Source organism: Pantoea sp. BL1, assembly GCF_000963985.1.
GTDB lineage: Bacteria > Pseudomonadota > Gammaproteobacteria > Enterobacterales > Enterobacteriaceae > Pantoea > Pantoea rwandensis_B.
In genome coordinates this window covers 81,538-108,162 of sequence record NZ_JZRH01000012.1, presented here as the reverse complement: position 1 = coordinate 108,162, position 26,625 = coordinate 81,538, and the positions used below count along the sequence as shown (strand labels likewise).

Sequence of the window (26,625 nt, the reverse complement as noted above, 5' to 3'; positions counted from 1 at the left end):
AATCTAAAATAGTCGGTAACGTCGGGGCTTCATCTGCTAATAAAAATAAGCGAGCTTAATTAATGAGCAATATCCAGTCTTCATTCCTTTCTTACACCGTGGACAACGATACATTTGAAGGTTACTTAGTTTATCAGGCTGATAATAACCTCGCTCAACCAGGCATTGTGATTGCGCCCAACTGGATGGGTGCCACCACGGATGCTGCTGAACAAGCCAAAGCCATTGCTGCCCACGGCTATGTGGTGCTGGTGGCTGACCTGTACGGTCAGGGTCAACGCCCCACTAACGGCGAAGAAGCGGGTGCGATGATGATGGCAGTGAAAGACACCCCAGCCGAAGTGGCGCGCATGCAGGCCGCTCTCAGCGCATTGCGCACGCAAACGACGGCTCCCGTAAATGCGGATAAGGTGGCGGCTATCGGTTTCTGCTTCGGCGGCCACTGTGCGCTGGAGTTGGCACGTAGCGGCGCGGATATCAAAGCGGCCGCCTCTTTCCACGGCACGCTGGATACCCAAGGCGCTTATGACCACCAGGTTATTCAGGCTTCACTGCTGGTACTGGACGGCGCGGCCGATCCCCTGGTGCCGCGTGAGCAGTTAGCTGCCTTCGCCAATGAGATGAACAGCAAGGGCGTTGACTGGCAGTTGGTGAGCTTTGCGGGTGCGGTGCACTCATTTACCGATCCGAAAGCCGACAATGCTGGCGTGTCGCAGTATCACCCGGAAGTGACGCAGCGTGCCTTCAAACGCCTGTATCAATTGCTGGATGAAGTGTTTTAATGACGCGGCGGGAGGCTGACTAGCCTCCCGCTATTTCCCCGTCTTTCAGCGCACGCGTAAAATCCCGCTATCAATGTCCGCTACAGCGGTTTTGCCGCAAAACGCCATCGACAGATCAAACTCGTTACGGATGATGCTGAGCGCTGTGGTCACCCCTTCTTCACCCATCGCCCCCAAACCGTACAGCATACTGCGTCCGATATAGGTGCCCCTGGCTCCCAACGCTACTGCCTTTAACACATCCTGGCCGGAGCGAATGCCGCCATCAAAATGCACTTCAATCCGATCGCCGACCGCCGCCACAATTTCCGGCAGCAATGTAATTGACGAAGACACGCCGTCCAGTTGACGCCCGCCATGGTTGGAAACAATCAACGCATCGGCCCCCGCTTCAACAGCCCGTTGCGCATCAGCCACATCCATGATGCCCTTCACAATTAGCTTGCCGCCCCAATGTCGCTTTATCCATTCGATATCTTGCCAGGAGAGCCGTGGGTCATACTGTTGTGCCGTCCACTCAACCATTGAGTCAATATTGTCCACACCGCTCACATGCCCGATGATATTGCCAAAATTACGATGCTTCGTATTCAGCATCTGCCAGCACCAGCGCGGTTTACTGGCAATATTCAGCATATTGCGCAGCGTCATTTTCGGCGGCGTGGAGAGGCCATTCTTGATGTCTTTATGGCGCTGGCCAAAGACCTGTAAATCCATGGTGACGACCAACGCGTTGCAGTTGGCCGCTTTAGCGCGATCGATCAGGTTTGCCACGAACTGCCGGTCACGCAATACATATAGCTGGAACCAAAATGGGTGTCCCTCTGTGGCCTGTGACACGGCTTCCAGCGAACAGATACTCATAGAAGAGAGCGTCAAAGGAATCCCGAATTTTTTCGCTGCGCGTGCCGCATGAATTTCGCCATCGGGATGGATCATGCCGGTCAGCCCGGTGGGGGCGATCGCCACCGGCATAGCGACCTCTTGCCCGATCATTCGGCTCATAGTACTGCGTTCAGCAATATCCACCGCGACACGTTGACGAAATTCGATGCGACGTAAATCAGATTCGTTGGCACGATAGCTATATTCCGTCCAGGAACCTGCATCGACATAGTCATAAAACATCTTCGGCACACGTTTTTTCGCCAGCTGCCGTAATTCTTCAATACAGGTAATCGTCATTTTCCACCTGATAAAAAAGCGGCCAAATAAAACAACATTTAGCCGCCTGCGATCACGCAAATACACACACAGATAACTTACGACTTCTCGTAGTCCGTATAGGCATTCTGTAGCACGATATGATCGGCAATATATTTTGCATCATGCCACACGCCGTAAATAAAGGATGAGGCGCGATTCACCAGATTTGGCAAGCCAAGGAAGTAAATGCCACGCTCTGCAGAAATACCACGTTTATGGAAAGGCACACCTTTCTCATCAAATGCGTCGGCCTGCAACCAGCTAAAATCAAATTTAAATCCTGTCGCCCAGATAATAGAGGTGATACCGGCCTCAGCCAGGTTTAATTGCGTCAAAGGATTTATCAGGCAGTCTGGATCGGACAATAACTCCCAGGCCTGTGGCTCCAGCGGTAAATCCAAACCGTTACGCTCAATATAAGCATCGGCATCACGCAGCACGTCGAAATAAGCTTTATCACCTTCAGCAATATTTTCAGCCAGACCACCCGCAAAGCTCAATACCCCGTTATTCCATTGCTGCGTAATCCCGACCAGGGTAATGCCCATATGTGCAAGACGACGGAAATCAACGGTTTTACCGCCTTCATAGCCGCTCACGGCAAAGGCAACATGCTCTTTTTTCGGTTTGATTTTCACTTCATCCCACAAGCCCAATGCGCCCAGCCACCAGCAATAATCGCGGTCACGATAAGAGCGCGGTGGCCGATAGTGCTCGCCGACCGACAGATAGACTTTACGGCCTGTTTTACCCAGCTCTTCAGCAATTTGTGAGCCTGATGCGCCGGCACCCACCACCAGCACCCCGCCTTCTGGCAGCTGTTGCGGGTTCTTATAGGATGAGGAGTGAATCTGATGCAGATGGGTACTTTCCGGTACGATCTGCGGGAATGAAGGCTTCTGGAAGGGCCCGGTTGCCGCCACCACATTATCCGCTTCAAATTCCCCCATCGAGGTCAGCACTTTAAAACCGCTGCGTCCCGTCAGACGTTCAACCTGATGCACTTCAACGCCCGTGTGAACCGGCGCATTCAGCATTTTAGCATAATCTTCGAAATATTGAGCCATGCGTTCTTTAGGCGGAAACGCTTCCTGAGAAATATTTTCGAATTTCATTGAGGGAAAGCGATCGTGCCAGGCGGGGCCATTAGCAACCAGTGAATCCCAGCGTTCTGAACGCCAGCGCTCTGCAATACGATGACGTTCAAATACAATATGCGGGACACCCATCAATGAAAGATGTTCACTCATAGCAATGCCCGCCTGACCAGCACCGACAATTACGGTATTAATTTTTTTTACTGACATGTGAAATCCCTAAATAGATTTGAACGCGATGGTTATTTATCATCGTAATCATTGTTCGTGTTAATGCTAAGCAAGCTTTTTTAATTCAGCGCTTCGGCAAAACCTAAGCGCATGGTGAATAGTTAATGACGGGCTTCAACGTTTAATATCTTTCCGAGCCCCAGGAACTTATTCGCGATGATCAGCATGGCAGCCGTTACCGCAATATAAATCACTGACAACGCAGCGAGCGTTGGGTCGGCAAATTCACGCACATAGTTGTACATGGCGACCGGCAAAGTCTGTGTGGCCTGGGTGGTAATAAATAGCGATGCAGTAAATTCATTAAAGGAGAGAATTGCAGCAAACATCCAGCCACCAAACAGGCCGGGTAAAATTAACGGCACCGTAATGGTCCACACGACCCGCAGCGGTGAGGCGCCGAGACTGGCTGCTGCCATCTCAATACGCTGTTCGAGGTTTTTCAGCGAAACGTAGACGCTGCGTAATACAAACGGCAACACCAGCACGATGTGGCAGAAAATGACCAGTGGGTATCCACGCCCGATCCCCAGCTGTGACACCAACATCAGCAGCCCTAAACCAATGGTGAAATGCGGGATGAACAGTGGCGATAACAGAATACCTTCCAGCACTCGCTTACACGGGAAGGCGTAGCGCTCAATGGCAATCGCTAGCGTCGCACCAATGATCACAGCCAGCGAGGATGCCCAGGCGGTGACAATCAGCCCGGAATAGAAACCGTGACGAAAATCATCGTAATTCACCGCACGCTCAAACCAGCGCAGCGACCAGCCTTTCGGTGGGAAGAACAATACCGCAGTGCTGCTGAATGAGGAGATAAACACCACGATGGTGGGCAGCATGACAAAAATCAGGATGGCGGCAACCAGCAAACGTCCGGCCAGCGTCACCAGTTTATCGTTCATCGAACGGGTCATATTAATGTTCTCCCATGACGTGCAGGAAGCGGGTCAACCGTTTCAATGCCATCAGTAGCAGGATGGTCAGAATCAAACCGGCAATACTGAGTGCAGCGGCAAACGGGAAGTTCATTGACGAGAAACCAAGCTGATAAACCATGGTTGCCACGGTGCTGACTCGTCCGCCGCCAATCAGCTGAGGCGTGGCGAAGGCGCTGAAGGTCCAGGCAAATGCCGTGGTCAGGCTGGCAACGATGCCCGGGATCGATAAGGGAATCGTCACCGTCAACAAAGTACGAACGGGGCCGGCACCAAGACTGGTCGCGGCTTTTTCATAGTCAGGATTGATATGTGACAGTGCCGTGGCCAGCATCAGCACCATAATCGGCATGGTGACGTGCACCAGCGCCACCACCACGCCGCTCTGGGTAAACATAAACTGAATCGGTTTTGAAATGACGCCAGTGGCCAGCAGCAGACTGTTCAGGAAGCCACTGTTTCCCAACACGATAATCCACGAGTAGGTCCGCACCACTTCACCAAGGAACAACGGCGTAATCGCAATGATCAAAATCGTCGATTTGATCCAGGTGGTGCGCGTGCGCACCAGCGCATAGGCCAGCGGATAACTCATCAACAAGCCAAAGATGGCAGTTTTGGCACTTAACATCACCGTGTTAATAAAAGCATCGGCGTAAATGCTTTTCAGCAGTCCGTTAAAGTTTGCCAGGGTAAATCCGCCCACGTCGAGCGAACCGGGAATATAAGCCCGCACGCTAAACTGCATCACCGCGAACATGGCGACAACCAGTCCGAGTGCTGTCAGTGTGGCGGGGATAATGAACCAGGGTAAAAATGTCGGTTTTCTCGTCATAGACGTTGCTGCCTGAATAAAGTGTTGCTTGTGGGCGACCCGGAGGCCGCCCGTGATGAACGAATCAATGAGACATGATGTTTTCAGAGAACCACTGGCGCCATTCGGCCGTTTTCTCGGCACGCAGTTGTGGATCGGTGTTGATGGTGGCATTCCACTGCGCAGGTGTGGTCAACATGCCAGGCAGTTTCGCCAGTTCCGGATCGATATGCGCGTTGGTCACCGTTGGGCTACCGCGATAGATCTTCGCCACCTGCTCCTGAATTTCCGGTTTCAAGGCAATATTCATAAACTTGTAAGCCAGATCGGCGTGTTTAGTCCCTTTGTTGATGCCGACGGTATCCACACCCAAAATGGCACCCTCTTTCGGGATCGCCAGTTTGATGTTCACCCCTTCGGCCATCATGCTGTAGGCGTTCATGGACAGCATGACCTGCACAGGCGTTTCGCCGGTGGAGATCAACTGCTGGCTGTTGGCGTCATCGGTATAGAAGGATTTGATGTTCGGGATCAGTGCCTTCATCTTCGCTTCGCCCTGCTGCCAATGTGCGGCATCAGCACCTGAGAGCTTGGCGGAAACGGCAATGATATGGCTTGGATCCCAATCTGGCAGGGCCAGCGTGCCTTTCAGCTCGGGTTTCCACAGGTCATTCCAGCTCGTAAAGGTTTCACCTTTCGGTACCAGATCCGGGCGATAGCCAATGGTATACACGTAGCCCCACACGCCGAGGTGATACGGGCTGACCTTCGCCTGCTCAACCAGATTGACCGCGTTAGGAATTTTGCTCATATCGAGCTTTTCAAACAGGCCGCTATTGGCATACAGGTAGCCGACGTGCGCAGTGGTGAAGGTCACATCTGTCTCCGGTTTGCCACCCGCCAGTTTGGCTTTGTTGAGACGGTCAATCGTACCGCCGGTCACAAACTGCACCTCAACGCCGGTTTCTTTGGTGAATTCTTTGGCGATGGTTTCATCAATCAGGTCTTTAAAGCTGCCGCCCCAGGTGCTGACAATCAGCTTGTCGGCGGCCATTGCATTACCTGCAGTTAATACACTCGTCGTCAGCAATGTTAAGGCACAAATCTTACGCAACATATTCTCGTCCCCAATGAATGAAATGGCTGTAACAGCAAGGTGAAACGCGATGCACCAAAACAGTGCTATCGGACTCTTCTGGTGTTGCTGGGATAATGCCGTGGCGATGTGATTCGGTAAAACAGCCTTTTCCTCGCCCTTGCATCAGGATTTCTGAGGCTAAAAACGACGCTGCTTTACAACGGATTTTCTTAACCAGTGATGAGGCAGAAGCGAATGGGCGTGATGGTACGGTCAGGCGATCATGCTGTTAACCGGCCTCTGGCATGATTAATGCAGGGTAATCGGCACTATTAGAATGACTGGCGCGACACGATCGCGTCGGCGATCCCAGGAGAATCTGCATGCTCAGTCGCATCACCCAGCGCCAGCTGGAATATTTTGTCGCATCCGGTGAGGCCGGAAGCATTATTGGTGCCTCGGAACGTATTCACGTTTCATCACCGTCGATTTCCGCAGCCATTACACATATCGAATCTGAACTGGGGGTGCAGCTGTTTGTGCGTCACCATGCGCAGGGCGTCTCCCTGACGGCGATTGGTCATCAGGTGTTAAAAGAAGCCAAGCTGATTCTGGATCAGATGAACAACCTCTATACCATCGCCTCTGAGTCACTCAACAACGTACGCGGCCCGCTTCGCGTGGGCTGTCTGGATACGCTGGCACCGATGCTGACGCCGGAACTGGTGTTTGGCTTTGGTCGCGCCTTTCCTGGCGTACGTATCACCCTGGTCGAAGGCAACCACGAGCAATTGCTGAAGCAATTACGCTCGGCAGATATCGACATCGCCCTCACTTATGATTTAGTGCCCGCCAATGACGTGGCGTTTAAATCCCTGGCGCAGTTGCCGCCGTATGTGATGGTGGGCGAACATCATCCATTGGCGACACAATCGGCGGTGACCATTCAGGATCTGGCGACGATGCCAATGGTGCTGCTGGATATGCCCTGGAGCCGCGAATATTTTCTTGGCCTGTTCAGTGAAGCGGGCGTGGCGCCGAATGTGGTCATGCGTTCGAGCAACATGGAAGTGGTGCGCGCCATGGTGGCCAACGGCGTGGGTTTTGGCATTGCCAACGTGCGCCCGAAGGCGCACCTCTCACAGGATGGTAAACGGCTGATCCGGGTGCGCCTTGCGGGGGTAAACAAGCCGATGCAGCTCGGCTACGCCACGATGGCCAACACCCAGCAATCGATGGTGGTGAACGCCTTTGCCGAACGCTGCCATATGTTCATTTCCGATCAGTACATTCCTGGCATGGCAGCACCGAGCTATTTCGACCCACAAGTGGTGCGCGTCGCCTGAAGACGCTTAGTATCCGCGCTCCGGGAACACCTGATTGGAGACCGCTTCCCCGCGCGCGGCCCGCTGGATATTTTCAGCAACCTGTAACGCTGCGCTGGCGGGGATGGCGACCGAGGCCAGATGAGGGGTAATTAACACATTCTCCATGCGCCACAGCGGATCTTCTGGCGGCAACGGTTCGCGGTCAAACACATCCAGCGTGGCTTCGGCGATATCTCCCGATTGCAGCGCGCAGGTCAGCGCAGCCTGATCAACAATCGCGCCGCGTGACACATTAATAAAGGCCGCCCCCTTTGGCAGCTGCGCCAGCCGTTGTTGGCTCAGCAAACCGGTAGTACTCGGCGTTAATGGCAACATCACGACCAAAATGTCGCTTTGACTGAGGAAATCATCCAGCGATGCCAACCCGCTGCTGCATTCAATACCGGCAATGGTTTTTTGCGAGCGTGACCAGCCGCGTACAGTAAACCCCTGTCGTGCTAATTCCTGCGCCGCAAAGGCTCCTAACTCTCCCAAACCCATCACGCCAACCCGCACGCTTGATGGCACCCGAGGGTGGAGATAGTGCCAGCGCTGCTCACGCTGCGCCCGTTCAAATGCCGGAATATCGCGTGCATAGCGCAACACCGCAAACAGCACATAGCCGGCCATCATCCTGGCCATATCAGGATCGGACAGGCGGATAATCGGAATATCCGGCAGATCATCGCGCCCCACCAGCGAATCGACACCGGCACCGAGATTCACCAACAGCTTAAGATTACCGTACGGGGCAAAGAAACCGTGTGGCGGTTTCCACGCCAGCGCGAAGTGCACGTCATTAGCGTCCTGAACCTCCTCGGCACGGCAAATTGTCACACCGGGCAGATGCGGTGCCAGTAATGCTGACCACTCGGAAAAACTGTCAAATTCGCTGTAAAACACCAAGGTTGTCATGCCACATCCGCCTTGATAAGCGTGACGACCGCATCAATCGCCAGTTCATAGCCCAGCACGCCGAGCCCCGCGATCACACCGGTTGCCGCTTTCGACACCATGGAGTGATGGCGGAACGGCTCGCGCTTCCAGATGTTACTCATGTGAGCCTCGATGATCGGGCCATCGAACATCAGCAGCGCATCCAGAATCGGCACGGAGCTGTAGGTCAAACCGGCTGCATTGATGATCAGCCCTGCGGCATTTTGTCGCGCTTCCTGAATCCAGTCGACCAGCACACCCTCATGGTTGCTCTGACGAAAGTGCAATACCACGCCATGTGACGCCGCGCGGCGCTGGCAGCGTTCACCGATGCTGACAAAACTCTCGCTTCCATAAGTGCCATTCTTATCCAGGCCGTACAAATTGGCGTTGGGTCCATTCAGAAAATAGATTTGCTGTGACATGAAAACTCCTGGTTAAACGTGCGGACGCGTTGCGAGCATCGCCGGATGAGCATCAAAATGCGCGAACCAGGCGGCAGTCAGCGGATAGCTATCACGCCAGTTAAGCGTCGCGAAACGGAAATCGAGATAGCCCAATGCACAGCCAATCGCGATCAGACCAATATCATCAGGCTGCTGGCTGAATTGCGAAACTTGTCGTTCGATTTCGCCCAGTGCAGCGGAGACTTTTTTCAACTGCGCGTCGGCCCAGTTCTGCCACTGTTTCTCTTCCGGGCGCGCGCTAAATTCATAGCGGGCCAATAAGGCGGCATCGATTAAGCCATCGCCCAATGACTGTCTTGTCAGACTTTGCCAGCGTGCATCCCCGGTTGCGGGGAACAGCGTGCCTTGTGACAGCGCGTTCAGATATTCACAAATGACGCGGCTGTCATACAGACACAGCCCATGATGGGTTCGCAAGGCCGGTACTTTCGCCAGAGGATTAAACGCGGCGATCCGTTCATCCCGTTCGACAGGATGTGCCGCCGAATCCAGCCACGCGATCGCGTCGGCCAGACCCAATACCTGCGCACAGACCATAACTTTACGCACATACGCCGAGGTGCTGGCGTAAAAGAGTTGCATCATGACGCCACCTGCAGCAGAACTTTGCCAATGTTGGCGTTAGCTTCAAGAATGCGATGGGCGTCGGCGGCCTGCGCCAGCGGGAGCGTCGTATGAATGATCGGCACAATTTTTTCGCTCGCCAGCAAAGGCAGCAGATGCTTGCTGATACGTTGCGCCAGCCGCGCTTTTTCAGCGGCACTTTTAGGACGCAAGGTGGATGACGTCAGGCTTAACCCTTTGCGCATGACCATTTGCAAGTCGATCTCAACTTTCGCCCCTTGCATAAACGACAAGCTCACGTGGCGTCCGCCGGGGGCCAGTACGCTGAGGTTGCGCGCCACGTAATCGCCGCCCACGTTATCCAGCACCACATCCACACCGCGGCCCTGGGTTTCATCCTCAATGACGGAAACAAAATCTTCGCCATGTCGGTCAATGGCACGGCAGACGCCAAGCTGTTGCAGTGCTGCGATTTTGTCGGCACCGCCTGCAGTCGCGAACACCTGAGCACCGCATGCCTGGGCGCATTGGACCGCAAAGGTGCCCACTCCGCTGGCTGCGCCATGGATCAATACCGTTTCACCCGGTTGCAGACGGCCCAGCTCAAACAAGTTATGCCAGACGGTAAATGCGGCTTCCGGCACACCTGCTGCCTGACCCAGCGGCAGGGTATGCGGGACGTTCAGGCAGAGTTCGGCACGCGCGACACAATAGTCGGCATAGCCGCCGCCACTCAGTAACGCCATAACGGCGCTCCCGACAGCCGGGTATTCGACACCCGCGCCGAGGGCGACCACGGTGCCTGAGACTTCCAGCCCGAGAATGTCAGTGGTGCCTGGCGGTAACGGCATACCGTTACGTTGCATAATATCCGGGCGATTAACGCCGGCGCAGGTGACGCGAATTAATACTTCTCCAGCAGCCGGTTGCGGCACAGGACGGCTGACACAGGCCAACACGTCAGGGCCGCCGGGCTGGCGTGCTATCACAGCGTTCATCATTTCAGGTAACATCGATTATCCTTGCTTCGCCGCGCTAAACGCACAAACACCTTCATCATCAACGCTCACGCCCACCACACTGCCCACCGGCCAGCGTGTCAGGGAATCGAGTCCCGATTGGCGCGCAAATAACGCCGCGCTGCCCAATGCCGGCGCATCAAGATGCACATCCACATGGTCGCCCTGGAAGACATGGGTAATCACCGTGGCACTGAACAGGGAGTGCGGGCTTAGCGGGGCCAGTTGCAGGTTTTCTGGGCGCATGTAGACATCAAGGCGTTCCCCCACATGGGCATTCACACGCTCAGCCGGAAGACGCAGTTTATTGCCGCCCAGCTCTATAACGGCGGTGCTATCGCGGCCAGCGTAGTGGCCTGGCAGGATATTCACATCGCCGACAAATCCCGCGACAAAAGGGTCCTGCGGACGGCGATAGATGTCATCCGGGGTACCAATCTGGCGAACGTGTCCAGCAGACATCACGACGACTCGGTCACTCATGCTCAGCGCTTCGCCCTGATCGTGGGTGACAAATACCGTGGTGACGCCGAGTTTGCGCTGAATCGCTTTTAACTCGACCTGCATCGATAGACGCAGATTTTTATCCAGCGCGGAGAACGGCTCATCCAGCAGCAGCACTTTCGGGCGAATCACCAGCGCGCGCGCCAGCGCGACACGCTGTTGCTGCCCACCAGAGAGTTCACGCGGCTTGCGCTGACCGTAGCCCGCCAGTTTAACCAGCGCTAATGCCTGTTCTACGCGTTCAGCGATTTCCGCTTTGGGCACACCGCGCATGCGCAAACCATAACCGACATTCTTATCGACAGTCATGTGCGGGAACAGTGCGTAGTTCTGGAAAACAATACCGATTTCACGCTGATAAGGTGGGATCTCGGTGACCAGATCGCCATCAATAAAAATCTCACCGCCATCTGCTTCGGCGAAGCCTGCCATCAGGTTCAGCAGCGTGGTTTTGCCGCAGCCTGATGGGCCGAGCAGCGTGATAAATTCACCTTCTTCGATGGTTAATGAAATTTTGTGTAGCGCAATGGCATCGCCAAAGCGTTTGAGTACGCCATCCAGTTGCACGGCAACGTTGGCTTTATTCGCGACAGGATGCAGCACGTCGGGCTGCGGGAACGAGGTGACTTCTGCACTGACCATGGACTCTCCAGAAACGGGCTAACTTTGCTTGCCACCAGCATACGGTGAATGCGCGCATCATGCGGTTAGTGCTTCCTGAAGCTGGTGTTTGGAAAAGTTAAAGCAGGGAAAGTATGCGCGCGCGGCTTTGGCGCCGCGCCCTTCAGTCGGGTGTGCGAATAACAAGAATCTGGACGAATTGACTGAAGGGGCGACTTAAAAGGGAATCGTGATGAGTGACAACGTCACTCTAAAGACACATCCATTCCGCTAACCGCCGCAACATGGCATCGCAAGCGCTCAGCTGTTCAAGGCTGATAAATTCATCGGGTTTATGCCCTTGCGCCATACTGCCAGGACCGCAGATCACACTCGGGATACCAGCCTGATGGAATAAGCCGCCCTCGGTGCCAAAAGCCACCGTGCTAAAGCGATCGGAGCCGGTCAGGTGCGCAACCAAACGCGCGGCGGGACTGTGCGCGTCAGTATATAAACCGGGATAACCACTAATAGGAGTGAAACGAACTGAAGTGTCGCGATTCACTGCCTGCATGCGAGGCAACAGGTCGTGCTGCGCGTAATGTTCCAGTTCATCTGCCACCTGCTGCGCATCATCTTTGGGTAAGGTGCGGACTTCAAAATCAAAACAACACTCTGCCGGCACAATATTCAGCGCCCGTCCCCCCTGAATCACGCCGGTTTGCACCGTGGTGTAAGGCGGGTTAAATCGCGCATCCTGATTTTCCGGGGCGGCCAGCCGCTCACCGATCTCGGTTAGACGATGAATCAATTTTGCCGCGTACTCGATAGCATTCACGCCTTGCGGTGCATATGCAGAGTGGCACGCCGCGCCCTGCACTTCACATCGCATGCCCAGTTTGCCTTTGTGGCCTAAAACCGGTTGTAGCTCGGTGGGTTCGCCGATCAGGCAAATATCCGGCTTTTCCGGGCGCTGCGCTAAAGCCTCCAGTAAGGTTCGGACGCCGAGACAACCCACTTCTTCGTCATAAGAGATCGCCAGATGCAGCGGCTGAGTAAGAGGTTGTGCCAGAAAATGCGGCACGGCCGCCAGCATGCAGGCGATAAAGCCCTTCATATCCGCGGTGCCGCGCCCGTAAAGCTTGCCGTCACGCTCGGTCAGCGTAAAAGGCGGAACGCTCCATGTTTGCCCATCCACGGGTACCACATCGCTGTGCCCTGAGAGCATTACACCGCCCTTGCCAGCAGGACCGAGCCTGGCATAAAGATTGGCTTTACTGCGCTCAGCGTTATGAATCAGCTCGCAGTTCACACCCAGATCGGTCAGATAGCGCCAGACAAAATCGATCAGCGCCAGATTGGACTCCCGGCTGGTGGTATCAAATGCCACCAGCTGAGCCAGTAACGTACGGCTGGTCACCATAGAAGCTCCTTGCATCACTCGTCGCCCGGCACGCCATAGCTGGGGGCTTTTGTCGGATCCAACGCGCGGATCACGTAATCCTGCATTTGTGGCTGATAGGCCTGCCACAATGTGCTGAGTTCATCGATGGGATCGGCCTCCGTCCAGTCAATGCGCAGGTCAACGATCGGCCAGACAGGTTCAGCCACAATCGACAGTGCTGCCGAATGCACCGGCCCGGCTTCGCCTCCCGCCGTCATACCGGCCTGCATGGCACACAGAAGGCGATCGGCAAGGTGCCCCTCGCTGCGCTCAAAGGCGTTAACCATCGCGACGATCACCTCGGGATTGGCCAGTAAATTCCCTGCCGCCACGCAATCCACGCCACTCAGCATATGGTTTATGCCTAGGGTTTTATCTCCGCTAAAGCAGGCACTTTGCCCATCAGCCGCCAGCACGGTGATCTGGCGGTATTGATGATAATCATCCGACGCCAACCCGGCGGCTAACGCAGCCTGAGGAGACTGTCCCTGCTGCAGCTGATCCAGAATGCGTGGGCCCAGCGCCGGCAAGGTGATGTTTTGCGTGGAAACGGCGCCAACTTGCGTGCGCAGCCAAGGGCAGCGCGCGCCGACGGCAATACTGGATGAACTAATGGCGATACCCATCTGACCGGTCTCGGCACAGCGCCCAACAATCGATAACGTCATAATCAGGCTCCTGCTTGTGGCTGCCAGTCGTCCGGGATCACGGCGATCACATCAATTTCCATCAGCCACTGCGGCTGACCCAGCCCTGAAATCACCAGCCCGGTTGAGATCGGATACACGCCCTTCAGCCATTTACCCACGACCTGATAAACCGGCTCGCGGTAACGTGGGTCAATAATATAGGTGGTGGTTTTGACGATGTGTGACAGGTCGCTGCCCGCCTCTTCCAGCAGTTGCTTCACGTTTTTCATCGCCTGATCGGCCTGTGCCGCCGGATCGCCAAGCCCAATCAGATTGCCCTCGAAGTCAGTACCGATTTGCCCGCGTACGTAAACGGTATTGCCGGCACGCACAGCTTGGCAAAGATCGTTGTCGAGGTTTTGATTAGGATACGTTTCTTTGGTGTTGAATTTGCGGATGCGTGTATGTGTGCTCATGTCTGCCTGCGAAGATGTGTGGATGTCACGCAAGGTATACCGCGCGGCGCGCGGCAGACAAAACAGCATTAACCGAGGTGTTGGTTTTGAAAATCCTAATCCGGTGAATCAGATGCTATCTGCCACGAAAGGCAGATAGACTTTTTATTCGCCCTGGCACGCATTCATCAACCATGACACCAGTTCCCCTGCAGGCATTTCTCGCGCCAGCGCCGCTCCCTGCCCAGCCCACTGCGCGCCATAGCCGTGGTGCTGTTTCGCCGCAGCGGCAGCAGCCAGCGCTTTGCCTAGCGAATAGGTCAACGGATAATCCGGCACATCACTGGCCGCGAAGTCACGGCTGAAATCGCAGAAATCATTGCGTAAACAGCGCGCCTGACGACCAGAAATCGCAGCGGTAAGTTCGGTGCCGGTTGCACTGGCCTGTTTCATTGCCGCGCGATAAGCCGCGTTCGCTGCTGATTCCGGGCATAACACGAAGGCAGTGCCCAACTGCACACCGGTTGCGCCCAGTTGCAACATGGCAGCGATACCCGAGCCATCCATGATGCCCCCCGCTGCGATGAGTGGATGCGCAGTGTGCTGGCGGATTGCCTGCACCAGCGTGAACGTCGACATTTGATGGTCGAAAGCCTGAGGATCAAAATGCCCGCGATGCCCGCCCGCCTCAATCCCCTGTGCCACGATGAAATCAATCCCGCTGCGCGCGACAGTCAAGGCTTCCGCCACACTGGTCGCCGTGGCCAGTAAGACGATCCCTCGCGCCTTGAGTCGCTGAATGACTGCCGCTGAAGGGAGACCAAAATGAAAGCTCACCGCTGCCGGTGCCGACTGCTCAATGACGCTGAGCATCGCGTCATTATTCAGGAAGGTTTGATAGATCTCGGTGAGCGCCTCAGGTATCGCGGCGTCATAGCGCGCAAACAACGGCGCAAAGCGATCTATCCACGCCTGCTCACGCGCAACATTCCGTTCTGCGGGTGCATGGCAAAACAGATTAACGTTGATAGGGCCATGGGTAAGCGCCTGCGTTTGCGCGATCATCACTGCTGCCTGCTCAGGAGTGGATGCCCCCACGCCGATTGAACCGAGCGCACCGGCATTGGAGACGGCAGCAGCCATTTCAGGCGTGGAGACGCCCGCCATCGGCGCCTGAATAAGCGGGTATTGCAACTGAAGCGCCTGACACAGAGCGTTCATCATATTGTTATTCATCGTTACTCCTTTAATGATTCAGCCTTAAGCAGCACCAAGACGGGGCATTTGCTAAACATGATTTATCTGATTGCGCAGTCAAACGCAGGCAATCAACAAAAGCCGCGAACGGCAGGAGCGTAGAGCGGTTCAGCAAGACGAAACCGACCGACAGCGGCGTCGCCTGTTCATTGGGTTTATGGCGGGAAATCATGGCAATGTCCTTAATCCATTACTGCGATGCCGCTGCAAATGCACCTGGCGTGATACCAAAATGGGCGCGGAACTTCTTGATGAAGTGGCTTTGGTCAAAGAAGCCCACTTCACTGGCGGTGTGCGCGGCATCGAAGCCTTGTGACAACAGTCGTTTTGCCCGCATCAGGCGAATCTGTGTGAGGTATTGATGTACCGATAAGCCGGTCAACTTCTGGAAGGTGCGCATAAAATGGTATTCGCTTAACCCGGCAACGCTAGCGATTTCACTGACCGCCAGCGGCTGATGGTAATCACTGTGCAGGAAATCGATCGCCTGCCGAATGTCGGCCCGTAACGCGTGCCGCTCGCCGCCCTTGAGCGTGCGTTCGCCGTGTTGACGGATCAGCGTGCTCAGCACCTGAAACAACGCACACTCTTTTTCCACAGCGTCCGGACTTTCTTGCATCACGGCGGAAGCTTGCAGCATCTGCTGCGCCAGCAGCGGATCATAACGCATCCCTTCCGCTCCAAAATTGAGTTCGCCTTTGCCCGCGATCTGTGACTCCGCAATCTCATTGACCAGAGCGGCTGAAGGATAGAATGCGCAGTAATCCCAGCCTTCCTCACGCTGCACCGCTTCTCCGGTGTGCACTTCTCCCGGCAGAATCACCATCACCGTGCCAGCGGCGGCAATGCCCTGTTGACGGCAAATGCGGGTACGTTGTGCCCCTCGGGCAAATGCCGCAATCACAAATTCATCGTGAAAATGTGGCGGATAACTGTGCTCGTAACAGCGCGCACGCAGGATTTCCATACCGCCGTGCATCGCACGGTCACGCCACAATTTGATGTCATCACGTTTTTCCTGCATCACAAATCCTTCGCTGATGTACTCCGGGAGCAGGATTTTACTATAGCCTTGAACTGAGTGGCTTAAAATGGGTGCATCTGTTGAGAAGGTTTTGGAAAATTGTTATGTCGTCGAAGAGTCAGACCCTGCCGAAACACAGCGATCCGCTGAGTTTTCGCGCGGGTTTTATCGCCTGTTTACCTACCGTGCCAGGTTATCTGAGTATCGGTTTTGCTGCGGGTGCCATTGGTACGCTGGCCGGTTTTTCCGTATTGCAAACCGCGCTGCTGGCCACGCTGCTTTACACCGGCTCGGCGCAGTTCTTATTTTATTCGCTGTGGGCCGCGGGGGCAGAAATGACCTCGGTGGTGTTGAGCGTCATGCTGGTTAACCTGCGTTATTTGTTGATGAGTTCGGCGATTAGCGTGTTTTTCCGGGGCCAAAGCAGTTGGCAAAAAGTCGTCAGCGGCCTGCTGCTCACCGATGAAACCTTCGGCGTCGCAGTACAGCACGGCAGTCAACACGGCAAAATCGCCTTCGCCTGGATGTTCGGTCTCAACCTGCCCGCCTGGCTGAACTGGATTATTGCCTGCGTGATTGGCGCTTATGCCGCTTCTGCCGTCCCCGAATCACTGATGGCTGGGTTGAGTTTCAGTCTGGTTTCGATGTTCATTGGACTAATTTTAATGACGTGGTTCGCCAGTCGCCGTAAATGGCTGGAGACGCTGGCGATTGTGGTCGCAGTGCTGATGACCTTTTTCTCTGCGGGACATCTCGATCTCAGCGTGGTCGTCATCATCGCCGCCTCGATTGCCGCAAGTTTAGCCACGCTGCTGTTACGTATGCAGCACAAGGATGGAAACTGATATGGAACGGAATGTCCTGATGACCATTGTGGTGGCCGCGCTGATTACGGCCGTGATGCGTGTCGGCCCGATTCTGCTGCTTTCCCGCTTCCGACTCGCTCCGCTGGCGCAACAGTGGCTGAGTTTTATTCCGGCGGGCATCATGGCGGCCATTGTCACGGCCGAATTAATCGAAAAACCGGCATTAACGCCTTCTGGCTTGAGTTTATCATTACTGGCGGCGCTAATTGCGGCGATCACCGGCATTGTCACGCGCGGTTTGTTTGCCACCGTCCTGGCAGGCATGGTGGCGTATACTGCGCTGCGTTATGGGTTTGGTTTATAACGTGAAACAATGGGTGCGGAATGCATTCCGCACCGTGATATCAACCCGCCTCTGGCGCAGGTGTCTGTTTTCCCATCAACATATTTCTCAACGCCGGTTCGAGATATTTGGTGATAAACCAGGCCAAATAATAGAGTCCTGCGGCGACCACAATCGGCATCAGCAGCATGACTGTTTCACTTCTGATATGCACATTCATTTTAATCAGTATGGCAATCATGAGGTTTTCATGTATCAGATAGTAAGCGTAACTGGCAAAACCTATTGCAGTGAAAAATCGAACGGATAACAAACGTTCCAGTTGTTTTGAATAAAAACTGGCAATAAAGAAAAGCATGACCAGCAATAAGGGAATGACCGTGAGGGCACCCGCATTTTTAACGTAGTAGCTGAAGTTAATGAGCATCGCGACAACCACAACCGCATAATGAAAGCCTTTGTCACAGCCATGCATTCTTTCATACACCAGACAACCGATCATAAACCACGCGTAGTGGATAAAACCAAATTTAGCGATAACATCGATAAAAATGGGATGGCCTAACGATTTTAATACCGACGAAGCAGATAACAGCAGCATGGGTACCAGCAAGCCCGGCAAGCAATATTTTCGTCCCAGAGTAAAATAGATGGCGCCAATGATCAGATAGAATACGGCTTCCACGTACAGCGACCAAAATGAGCCAGCCATCGATTTAAATTCAATACCGGTTATTTGTGTCAGCGTTTCAGGATTGGTGAAGATCAGCCCAGGCAGCAGATTCCTGACATACGGCGTCATCACTGACCACTCAGGGAAAAGCCCACCCACAGCATAAAGTAACAAACTGGCAATCAACATGGCCGGAAACAGGCGTAGCCAGCGTTTTTTTAGGAAGCTGATATAGCTGTCTGACTTATCCAGCGTCATAAAAATGACAAAGCCCGATATCATGAAAAATAACTCTACACCAAGCCAGCCGAATGAAAATAAAGGAATATGTTGTGTAAGTTTGGTATAGGGCAAGAGTTCTGGCCAGCGTGCATAGGCGTGGTAACCAATGACCATCAAGATGGCTAAACCGCGCATTCCGTCAAGATGCTTGATGCGTGCGTGCATAATTCCCTCAGGAAAGATGTCCGGATGTGTAAACTCAACTTAGCACTGACAGTTCTTTACTCACAATAAGACTTAGTCTGATTAAAATTTCACTTAATACACGATCTGTTAATGTATATATTACCAAGCATCACTTTACACTGGACTGCCTAATCCAGTTAGGATCCATCCAAAACCGGCTATTTATCAGCGCATATCATCGTGGCTCTACTTAATTAACCCTTATATTGGACAAATAACAAACCAGCTATAACCAGAGCGATAACGGGTTTGTTCATCGGTTTTCAATAATGGCGTTAATGAATTGAATATGACACCTTTTAGAGAATTGCGATTTATTCCGGTGGCAGCGCCTGTAAAATTCGCTGCGCATCATCCGCCGTCAACGAATAGTCATAAAATTGACGATAAAACGCCTGCGTAGCGCTCACCAAATCAAGCTGTGGGAACAACGCTGGATGCAACTGTTTGGCGGCCCATTGAATCTGGAGCGCGACCTCGGTGCCGTAACGATCCCACGGGAACACCCCTGCCGGGTTCTGCCACACACGATGTTGTTGAACGGCTTTTACGCTGCCAAACAATGTCTTAAACTCTGAATCCGCCAGCGATCCGGCGCCCGCACCAATGATGATGACGTCAGGATTCCAGCGAATCACTTCTTCAGGCGAAATGGGCTTCATATTACCGTTAATACCCGCAGCGACATTATGACCACCCGCAAGTTGAATCCAGGTATCAATCAGCGTATTGCGCCCATCGACTTTTAGTGGATGCAGCGACTGGATATGCAACACCCGTGGACGCTGTGCCTCACTTAAATCCGCCGTTATCCCGCTGATGTCAGCAATGTGCTGATCAAGGTAGCGGTTATAAGCTTCTGCTCGTTTCGCCGCCTCTGGCGTGCCCACCACCTGCGCTGTCGTGATCAGTGAACGCTTCATGGACGCGAAATCATCGAAATTCAATGCCAGTACCGGAATACCCGCAAGTCGATACGATTCTGCGTCAGGATCATTCGCTGGAACAAAGATGGCATCAACGTGACGCACCACCAGCGCTTCACTGGCGAAAGATTTTCCCTTCGCCTGCAATGCCTGATGAAGAGACGGCTGAACTTTAAACATCCACGGTCGGTCAGCAGGATGATTCACCGTGGCCACGATGCGATCCCCCGCCCCCAGGGTCATTAATAACGAGTGATGCGCAAACCAGGCGTCAGCAATATGCATCGCCGGTTTGCTGATTTCGACATGATTGCCAGTGTCATCAATCACCGTTTGGGCTGAAGCCAATGTACTCACCATCAACATCGGTAATAACCGACGCCACATATTGCTCATCGTTCTCTCCTTTAGAAGTTAAGTTGCATGGAGACCTGCACCATTCGCGGCGCGCCGAGGGAAGCGCTGGCATAGCCTACCCCGCTGTATCCGTTCAAACCACCGGGCACAATATTGGTCCAGTAATGACGGTTGGTCAGGTTAGTGACATCAAGTCGGAAAGTCGTGGCGGTATCGAACAGATGCGTTTTGTAAGCTGCACCGGCATCCAGCGTGGTATAGCTGCCGACCCAACCGTCATTCTGATTGTCAGTGGTGCGGCGCCCCACGTAGTGCATGCCGCCGTGAATGTCGGTACCGCTGAACATCGGCAAATCGTAAGCGGCAAACAGGCTGGCGGTGTAACGCGGCAAGCCGACAATCTGCTTGTCATCGGTTTGCGTGCTGGCGGTGTCCAGCAGACGCGGATCTAACCACGTCATGCCACCAAACAGATGCAAACGTTCGGAGAGATCACCATCCGCCATCAGTTCCAGCCCACGGTTCCGCTGTTCGCCATCAATAGCGTAATCGCCGCTGCTGTTGGTATAGGCAAACGGGCGTTTAATCTGGAACAGCGCGGCGGTTAGCAGCAGTTTATTCACCGCCAGCTTACTGCCCACTTCCACCTGGCGGCTGCGATACGGTGCCAGAATGGCACCGGCATTATTGGCTGTGGCCGGCGCAATATCCCCTTGTTGCAGGCTGTCAGCGTAGGTGACATACAACGTCAGGGGATCCACAGGCTTATACATCAGGCTGGCAGCGCCGCTGAATCCGCTGTTGGCTGAATCGCTGCTGCGGCTGCCGGTTTTACTGTAGTTAGACGAACTGAGCAGGCTCTCACTGCCCGCCAATAACAGGCTCCATTGCGGGGAGAACTGCAGATTATCACTGAGCAGAAATGCATGCTGGGTCGCTGTGGCGGAATGGTAGCGGTCGGTAAAATCAGGGTAATTCGGTTCGTCAAATGCCTGAGGATTATCCAGCGAAGCGCTGCCCAAAGTCGAAGTCGCACCGTTGCGCGGATTATCGTTTTTCCAGACAAAACCGCGCACACCGGTAGAGATTTGATGATGAATCCAGCCGGTGTCCACTTCCCCATTCAAATTGGCCATGTAACTGTTAATCGTAAAGCGGCTGGCAGTGGCAGACGAAGTGGTTGTGGTGTAATTGCCATGACTGTCGGTGAAGGTGTTGGTCACCGCCGTGGATTCGCGATCGGCAATCTGGCGTAAAACGCCGATTTCCCCCTGCCAGTTTCCGTTAAAATCATGTTTGATATGCAGGCCAGCGGTCAGCGTGTGGTTGTCATCACCCGCATAAGATTGCCCCAGGTGCGCCGTTTTCGGATCGGGTGCAGAGGGGAATGACAAACCCTTGCCAAGCGCAAATTTACCCGGCAGCCCTTTGTCGTAAAAGTGGTAATAGCTAAAGTTGGTTTCCAGTACCGTTTGGTCAGTCAAATTGGCATCGAGCGCCAGACTGAACAGCTGACGGCGAACTTTGCTGCCTTTCACATAGCCATCGCCCTCGTCATCGAGGACATTAAGGCGATAACGCAGGCGATCATGACTATCCAGCGGCCCGCTGAAATCGCCGGCCAACTGATGGGTTAATCCGGTGCCTGCGCCGACGGTAATGGCGTGCTGCGGTGCGTCACTGGCGCGTTTGCTAACGAAATTGAATAAGCCCGCAGGGTTGGCCGGACCGTATAGAGACCCAGCAAGACCATTCAATATCTCAATGTGATCAAACTGCTCGGCGGCGTAGTCGGTGGTCGACACCACATTCAGCCCATCGATCATGCTGTTCTGCACCACACTTCCCTGCATGCCTCGCGTTTGTGGGCGCGCGCCCTCTCCCTGCACCGAGGGCAGATAGCGATACAGATCACTCACACTTTTCAACTGCTGGCGCTTCATCAAATCAGGTGACACGGTTTGCACCGACCAGGGCGTATTGCGCACTTCCTGTTGACCAAGATTGCCCAGGGTGGCTTTTTTATCGGTTTCCGCAGAGGGTTGATTTGCAGAAGCAGTAACAGCAAGTGTCGGTTGCTCGGATGTGGCATACAGCGGAACGGAGGACAATAACATGGCACTGGTGAAACCTGTTTTCACCAGGGTGATACGCTTGATAAACATGACATTTCCAGGATGACTGACAAAAAGGGGGAACGCGTAAGACTATCGCTATATTTTCGATTATATATCGATAAAATTCGTCAACCTATTGTTTATCAGCGTTATATTACTAATCCGTCACTGTTTTTTGGGCGAAAGGCCCGGGGCCGATGGATTCTCGCATCACCACTTCACCAGAAAAGCGCTGGCGATTGCGCATTTCGCCCCCGTCGAGCATGGAGACCAGTCGTGAGAGCGTTTCCTGAATCATATCCGTTACCGGCATTTTCACGCTGGAGAGCGACGGAACGGTAAACGGGGCCAGTGGAATATCATCAAATCCCAGCACGGATACCTGTGCCGGAACCGCAATGTTGTTTGAGGCCAGCGCTTTTAACGCCCCTACGGCCATATCGTCATTACTGGCCACCAACGCGCTAAAGCGGCTGCCCTGTTTCAACAACGTGTCCACCGCCGCCACGCCATTTTGCGCCTGCCACTTCCCTTCAATAATTAACGCTTGCTGCACAGGAATCTGATGTTTTGCCAGCGCCGAGTGGTAACCCGCCAGGCGCTCCCGTCCGGTGGGTGAATCGAGCGAACCGGTGATAAAGGCAATGTCACGATGACCCCGTTTGATTAACGCTTCCACAGCGTCGGCACTGCTGCGCTGTTGGTCGGCGTAAATGCAGTAACTGTCGTGTTGCCGCAGACGGCGATTGATCACCAAAATCGGATGCGGGTGCTGATCAATGATGGCGTCCATTTCATCGGGAGTGAGAAAGCGCGGATAGATGATGACGCCGTCACAGCGCAAATCGAGCAGAAATTGAATCGCAGCACGCTCCTCTTCCGCACTGTGTTTGCCATCCACCAATAGCAGTTGTCGCCCCTGCTGCTCCATCAGTCGGGCGGAATGCTGCATGAGCTCAGTAAAATAGCTGCCGGAATAGAGGGTGTTGGTGATCACCAGGCCAATAGTCTGGCTCGACTTCGTTGCCAGGTTCCGCGCCAGTAAATTGGGGCGAAAGCCGGTTTCCGCGATGGCCTGAAACACCTTCTCGCGCTTCTCTTCACTGACATACCCATTGCCAGAGAGCACACGTGACACCGTGGCTTTTGAAACACCTGCGACCTTTGCCACCTCAACTATGGTTGCCATTTTTCACTCTGATTTACGCTTGTATCGCTGAAGTGTACCTAAGTCGCGAATTATGCGGAGATTTTTTTCACGGTATCGAGCGCATGTCTCTCACCACATAATCGATCAACATCACACTTTCAAATATCTAAATTTAAAATTCTTGCCTGTCAGTGATTTCATATTCATGATTTTGTGAAACCGGTTTCTCATGACTCGCTAATGATAAGCGGGCGATCGTACCCCTACTCAAAAAAATCAGAGACCTACAACTCATGGCTAAAAATTATGCTGACGTTTCACGCGCCATCGTGGCTTCGCTCGGCGGCTTAACCAATATTGAAGCTGTCACGCACTGCATGACGCGCCTGCGCTTCGTTTTGCGGGACACTGCCCTGATCGATAACGCTACGCTGAAAACGATTCCGGGCGTGATGGGCGTGGTGCATACCGACACCCAATGCCAGGTGATCATTGGCAATAACGTTAATCTCGCGTATCAGGAAGTGCTTAAACTCGGCACACCCAATAGCGACAACAGCGCCCCGCTAAAACGAAAAATCACCCTGCGCACGATTGGCGCAGGCATTCTCGATGCGCTGGTGGGCACCATGTCGCCACTGATCCCCGCGATCATCGGGGGATCGATGGTGAAACTGCTGGCAATGGTGCTGGAGATGAGCGGTGTACTGGAGAAAGGTTCGTCTACGCTGGTGATACTGAATGTCATCGGTGACGGCGCCTTTTTCTTCCTGCCGGTAATGGTGGCGGCCTCGGCAGCCCTGAAATTTAAAACCAATATGTCATTGGCCATTGCGATTGCGGGCGTGCTGGTTCATCCCAACTTCATTGATTTAATGGCCAAAGCGGCGCAAGGCCAGGCCGTTGAGTTTGCCTACATCCCGGTGACGGCGGTGAAATACACCTACACCGTCATCCCGGCGTTGGTGATGACGTGGATCCTGTCGCATATCGAATATTGGGTCGATCGCTTTACCCCTGCGGTCACCAAAAATTTCCTCAAACCGATGCTGATTGTGTTGATTGCCGCACCGATTGCCATTGTGCTGATTGGTCCACTCGGCATCTGGATTGGTAGCGGCATTTCAGCTCTGGTTTACACCATTCATGGCTATCTGGGCTGGTTGTCTGTGGCGATCATGGGTGCGCTGTGGCCGCTGCTGGTGATGACGGGCATGCACCGCGTCTTCACCCCCACCATCATTCAGACCATTGCGGAAACCGGCAAAGAAGGCATGGTGATGCCCTCAGAAATCGGTGCCAATCTGTCACTTGGCGGTTCATCGCTGGCGGTAGCCTTTAAAACTAAAAATCCGGAACTGCGTCAGACCGCTTTTGCTGCCGCTGCCTCGGCGATTGTGGCCGGAATTTCCGAACCTGCTTTGTATGGTGTGGCGGTGCGGCTTAAGCGACCGCTGATTGCCAGCCTGATCAGCGGATTTATCTGTGGCGCGGTCGCCGGTATCGGCGGGCTGGCCAGTCACTCCATGGCCTCACCCGGCTTGTTTACCAGCGTACAGTTTTTTGATCCGGCCAACCCGATGAGCATTGTGTGGGTGGGTGGCGTCATGGTGTTGTCGGTGGTGCTTTCATTTATTCTGACGCTGATTCTTGGCTTTGAAGATATTCCGGTGAGTGAAACAGCGCAGCCTAAACCGGTTGCGGATCCTGCTAAAGCCGTCAATGTGAATTGATTAACTGAGGTTTTTTATGTCTGAAGTGACATTTCCTGAGGGATTTTTATGGGGCGGCGCGTTAGCCGCCAATCAGTCAGAGGGGAGCTATCTGGCGGGCGGTAAAGGGTTAACCACGGTGGACATGATTCCTCATGGCGAACACCGCATGCCAGTCAAACTGGGGCTGGAACCGCGTTTTACCCTGCGTGACGATGAATATTATCCTAGCCACGATGCCATCGATTTTTATCGTCGCTACAAAGAAGATATCGCGTTAATGGCGGAAATGGGCTTTACCGTGTTTCGTACGTCGATTGCCTGGAGCCGTATCTACCCGAAAGGCGATGAATTAACGCCAAATCCTGAGGGTATCGCTTTTTACCGTAGCCTGTTCGAAGAGTGCCAAAAGTACGGTATCACCCCGCTGGTGACGTTATGCCACTTTGACGTGCCGATGCATTTGGTCACCGAGTACGGTTCATGGCGCAATCGTAAGATGATTGAATTCTTCGCCCGCTATGCCCGTACCTGCTTTGACGCTTTCAACGGACTGGTGAAATACTGGCTGACGTTTAACGAGATCAACATTCTGCTGCACAGCCCATTCTCTGGCGCGGGTTTGGTATTCGGACCAGAGGATAATCCAGAGCAGGTGAAATACCAGGCGGCGCATCATGAGCTGGTCGCCAGTGCGCTGGTCACGAAAATTGCCCACGAGATTAACCCTGAAAACCAGGTGGGCTGCATGCTGGCAGGCGGCAATTTCTATCCATGGTCATGCAATCCTGAAGATGTCTGGGCGGCGCTGGAGAAAGATCGCGAGAATCTGTTCTTTATCGATGTGCAGGCACGCGGTGCTTACCCCTCTTACGCCGCTCGCGTATTTCGTGAGAAAGGCATTGAGATCCAGTGGCAGGATGGTGATGCAGAACTCCTGCGACATACGGTGGATTTTGTTTCCTTCAGCTATTACGCCTCACGCTGTACCTCGGCCGATATGAACGAGAAAAACAGCAGTGCGGCCAATGTGGTGAAATCGCTAACTAACCCGCATATCTCCCGGAGTGCCTGGGGCTGGGGTATAGATCCCTTAGGCCTGCGCATCACCATGAACATGATGTACGACCGCTACCAAAAGCCGCTATTTTTGGTGGAAAACGGACTGGGTGCGCGCGACGAAATCGATGCCAACGGCGAGATTCATGACGATTACCGCATTAGTTATCTAAAGCAGCATATCCAGGCAATGGGCGAAGCGATTGCCGATGGCATTCCGGTCATTGGCTACACCACCTGGGGATGCATTGATCTGGTCGCGGCCTCAACAGGCGAGATGAGTAAACGCTACGGCTTTGTTTACGTCGATCGTGATGATCAGGGTAAAGGCTCACTGGCGCGCACCCGCAAAAAATCCTTCTGGTGGTATAAAAAAGTGATTGCCAGCAATGGCCGCGATTTAAGCGAATAATCTTTGCGATTCACTGCCGGGCGATGTCACTTCGCCCGGCATGTTTATTAAAATACTGCACTGAATTTTCTATTAATTATTGGATCTGATTATCCTGCCAGCGTTAAAAGTCCGCGTTTTCCGCCATTGAACACCTGTACTCTTTTATATATCCCGATGGTACTATTTGCGCGTTGAACCCAGCGGA

Annotated in this window: 25 protein-coding genes; 6 read left to right on the top strand and 19 right to left on the bottom strand. The window is 53.8% G+C overall.

Annotation, left to right across the window (positions count from 1 at the left end; translation table 11 throughout):
- Positions 1-62: 62 nt before the first annotated feature.
- Positions 63-782 (top strand): dienelactone hydrolase family protein, encoded by a 720-nt coding sequence (locus VH86_RS08035; protein ID WP_045832506.1) that lies wholly within the window; start codon positions 63-65, stop codon positions 780-782.
- A gap of 45 nt (positions 783-827) precedes the next feature.
- On the opposite strand, the gene VH86_RS08030 is transcribed toward VH86_RS08035, so the two are convergent.
- From VH86_RS08030 to VH86_RS08010, 5 genes are all read right to left on the bottom strand, one after another.
- Positions 828-1,967 carry an alpha-hydroxy acid oxidase gene (locus VH86_RS08030; RefSeq protein WP_045832505.1) on the bottom strand — a complete coding sequence of 380 codons (1,140 nt, stop codon included), beginning with the start codon at positions 1,965-1,967 and terminating at the stop codon, positions 828-830.
- Positions 1,968-2,044: 77 nt separating this feature from the next.
- Positions 2,045-3,295: an NAD(P)/FAD-dependent oxidoreductase gene (locus VH86_RS08025; RefSeq protein WP_045832504.1), complete on the bottom strand. Its 1,251-nt coding sequence runs from the start codon at positions 3,293-3,295 to the stop codon at positions 2,045-2,047.
- Between the two features lie 122 nt (positions 3,296-3,417).
- Entirely contained in the window at positions 3,418-4,236 is an 819-nt protein-coding gene (locus VH86_RS08020) for an ABC transporter permease (RefSeq protein ID WP_045815577.1), read from the bottom strand.
- A 1-nt stretch (position 4,237) separates the two neighbouring features.
- On the bottom strand, positions 4,238-5,092 hold the full coding sequence (locus VH86_RS08015; protein WP_045832503.1) for an ABC transporter permease: 855 nt from the start codon (positions 5,090-5,092) through the stop codon (positions 4,238-4,240).
- Between the two features lie 64 nt (positions 5,093-5,156).
- Positions 5,157-6,188: a polyamine ABC transporter substrate-binding protein gene (locus tag VH86_RS08010; RefSeq protein WP_045832502.1), complete on the bottom strand. Its 1,032-nt coding sequence runs from the start codon at positions 6,186-6,188 to the stop codon at positions 5,157-5,159.
- A gap of 344 nt (positions 6,189-6,532) precedes the next feature.
- Here VH86_RS08010 and VH86_RS08005 point away from each other — a divergent pair, with 344 nt between their 5' ends.
- On the top strand, positions 6,533-7,495 hold the full coding sequence (locus VH86_RS08005) for a LysR family transcriptional regulator (protein ID WP_045832501.1): 963 nt from the start codon (positions 6,533-6,535) through the stop codon (positions 7,493-7,495).
- Between the two features lie 6 nt (positions 7,496-7,501).
- Here the strand turns inward: VH86_RS08005 and VH86_RS08000 are convergent, their stop codons facing one another.
- From VH86_RS08000 to VH86_RS07955, 10 genes are all read right to left on the bottom strand, one after another.
- Positions 7,502-8,431: a glyoxylate/hydroxypyruvate reductase A gene (locus VH86_RS08000; protein WP_045832500.1), complete on the bottom strand. Its 930-nt coding sequence runs from the start codon at positions 8,429-8,431 to the stop codon at positions 7,502-7,504.
- The gene (locus VH86_RS07995; RefSeq protein WP_045815582.1) at positions 8,428-8,877 is read right to left on the bottom strand and encodes a type II 3-dehydroquinate dehydratase; all 450 of its coding nucleotides are present in this window, start codon (positions 8,875-8,877) and stop codon (positions 8,428-8,430) included. Before VH86_RS07995 ends, VH86_RS08000 begins: the two co-directional genes overlap by 4 nt.
- A gap of 12 nt (positions 8,878-8,889) precedes the next feature.
- Positions 8,890-9,504 (bottom strand): glutathione S-transferase N-terminal domain-containing protein, encoded by a 615-nt coding sequence (locus VH86_RS07990; RefSeq protein WP_045832499.1) that lies wholly within the window; start codon positions 9,502-9,504, stop codon positions 8,890-8,892.
- The gene (locus tag VH86_RS07985; protein WP_045832498.1) at positions 9,501-10,496 is read right to left on the bottom strand and encodes an NAD(P)H-quinone oxidoreductase; all 996 of its coding nucleotides are present in this window, start codon (positions 10,494-10,496) and stop codon (positions 9,501-9,503) included. The genes VH86_RS07990 and VH86_RS07985 overlap by 4 nt, the downstream gene beginning before the upstream one ends.
- Positions 10,497-10,499: 3 nt before the next feature.
- Positions 10,500-11,648, bottom strand: coding sequence for an ABC transporter ATP-binding protein (locus VH86_RS07980; protein WP_045832497.1), 1,149 nt, complete (start codon positions 11,646-11,648; stop codon positions 10,500-10,502).
- 229 nt (positions 11,649-11,877) lie between these two features.
- On the bottom strand, positions 11,878-13,029 hold the full coding sequence (gene argE / locus VH86_RS07975; protein ID WP_156150570.1) for an acetylornithine deacetylase: 1,152 nt from the start codon (positions 13,027-13,029) through the stop codon (positions 11,878-11,880).
- Between the two features lie 14 nt (positions 13,030-13,043).
- Positions 13,044-13,718: a DUF1028 domain-containing protein gene (locus VH86_RS07970; protein WP_045832495.1), complete on the bottom strand. Its 675-nt coding sequence runs from the start codon at positions 13,716-13,718 to the stop codon at positions 13,044-13,046.
- Between the two features lie 2 nt (positions 13,719-13,720).
- Positions 13,721-14,155, bottom strand: coding sequence for a RidA family protein (locus VH86_RS07965; protein WP_045815588.1), 435 nt, complete (start codon positions 14,153-14,155; stop codon positions 13,721-13,723).
- Positions 14,156-14,299: 144 nt separating this feature from the next.
- Positions 14,300-15,358, bottom strand: coding sequence for a nitronate monooxygenase family protein (locus VH86_RS07960; RefSeq protein ID WP_045832560.1), 1,059 nt, complete (start codon positions 15,356-15,358; stop codon positions 14,300-14,302).
- Positions 15,359-15,581: 223 nt separating this feature from the next.
- On the bottom strand, positions 15,582-16,415 hold the full coding sequence (locus VH86_RS07955) for an AraC family transcriptional regulator (RefSeq protein ID WP_045832494.1): 834 nt from the start codon (positions 16,413-16,415) through the stop codon (positions 15,582-15,584).
- Positions 16,416-16,519: 104 nt separating this feature from the next.
- Here VH86_RS07955 and VH86_RS07950 point away from each other — a divergent pair, with 104 nt between their 5' ends.
- Both VH86_RS07950 and VH86_RS07945 read left to right on the top strand, forming a co-directional pair.
- Positions 16,520-17,260, top strand: coding sequence for an AzlC family ABC transporter permease (locus VH86_RS07950; RefSeq protein ID WP_045832493.1), 741 nt, complete (start codon positions 16,520-16,522; stop codon positions 17,258-17,260).
- Between the two features lies 1 nt (position 17,261).
- On the top strand, positions 17,262-17,585 hold the full coding sequence (locus tag VH86_RS07945) for an AzlD domain-containing protein (RefSeq protein ID WP_045832492.1): 324 nt from the start codon (positions 17,262-17,264) through the stop codon (positions 17,583-17,585).
- A 40-nt stretch (positions 17,586-17,625) separates the two neighbouring features.
- Here VH86_RS07945 and VH86_RS07940 read toward each other — a convergent pair whose 3' ends face one another.
- The 4 genes from VH86_RS07940 to VH86_RS07925 form a co-directional block, all read right to left on the bottom strand.
- On the bottom strand, positions 17,626-18,684 hold the full coding sequence (locus VH86_RS07940; RefSeq protein WP_045832491.1) for an acyltransferase: 1,059 nt from the start codon (positions 18,682-18,684) through the stop codon (positions 17,626-17,628).
- 335 nt (positions 18,685-19,019) lie between these two features.
- Entirely contained in the window at positions 19,020-20,027 is a 1,008-nt protein-coding gene (locus tag VH86_RS07935; protein ID WP_045832490.1) for an ABC transporter substrate-binding protein, read from the bottom strand.
- A gap of 11 nt (positions 20,028-20,038) precedes the next feature.
- Entirely contained in the window at positions 20,039-22,153 is a 2,115-nt protein-coding gene (locus VH86_RS07930; protein WP_045832489.1) for a TonB-dependent siderophore receptor, read from the bottom strand.
- A 109-nt stretch (positions 22,154-22,262) separates the two neighbouring features.
- On the bottom strand, positions 22,263-23,294 hold the full coding sequence (locus VH86_RS07925; protein ID WP_045832488.1) for a LacI family DNA-binding transcriptional regulator: 1,032 nt from the start codon (positions 23,292-23,294) through the stop codon (positions 22,263-22,265).
- 254 nt (positions 23,295-23,548) lie between these two features.
- On the opposite strand from VH86_RS07925, the gene ascF reads away from it, so the two are divergent.
- Together ascF and VH86_RS07915 are read left to right on the top strand one after the other, a co-directional pair.
- Complete coding sequence (gene ascF, locus VH86_RS07920) at positions 23,549-24,988, top strand: PTS cellobiose/arbutin/salicin transporter subunit IIBC (RefSeq protein ID WP_045832487.1); 1,440 nt, start codon at positions 23,549-23,551, stop codon at positions 24,986-24,988.
- A gap of 16 nt (positions 24,989-25,004) precedes the next feature.
- Complete coding sequence (locus tag VH86_RS07915; protein ID WP_045832486.1) at positions 25,005-26,438, top strand: 6-phospho-beta-glucosidase; 1,434 nt, start codon at positions 25,005-25,007, stop codon at positions 26,436-26,438.
- Positions 26,439-26,625: the final 187 nt, after the last annotated feature.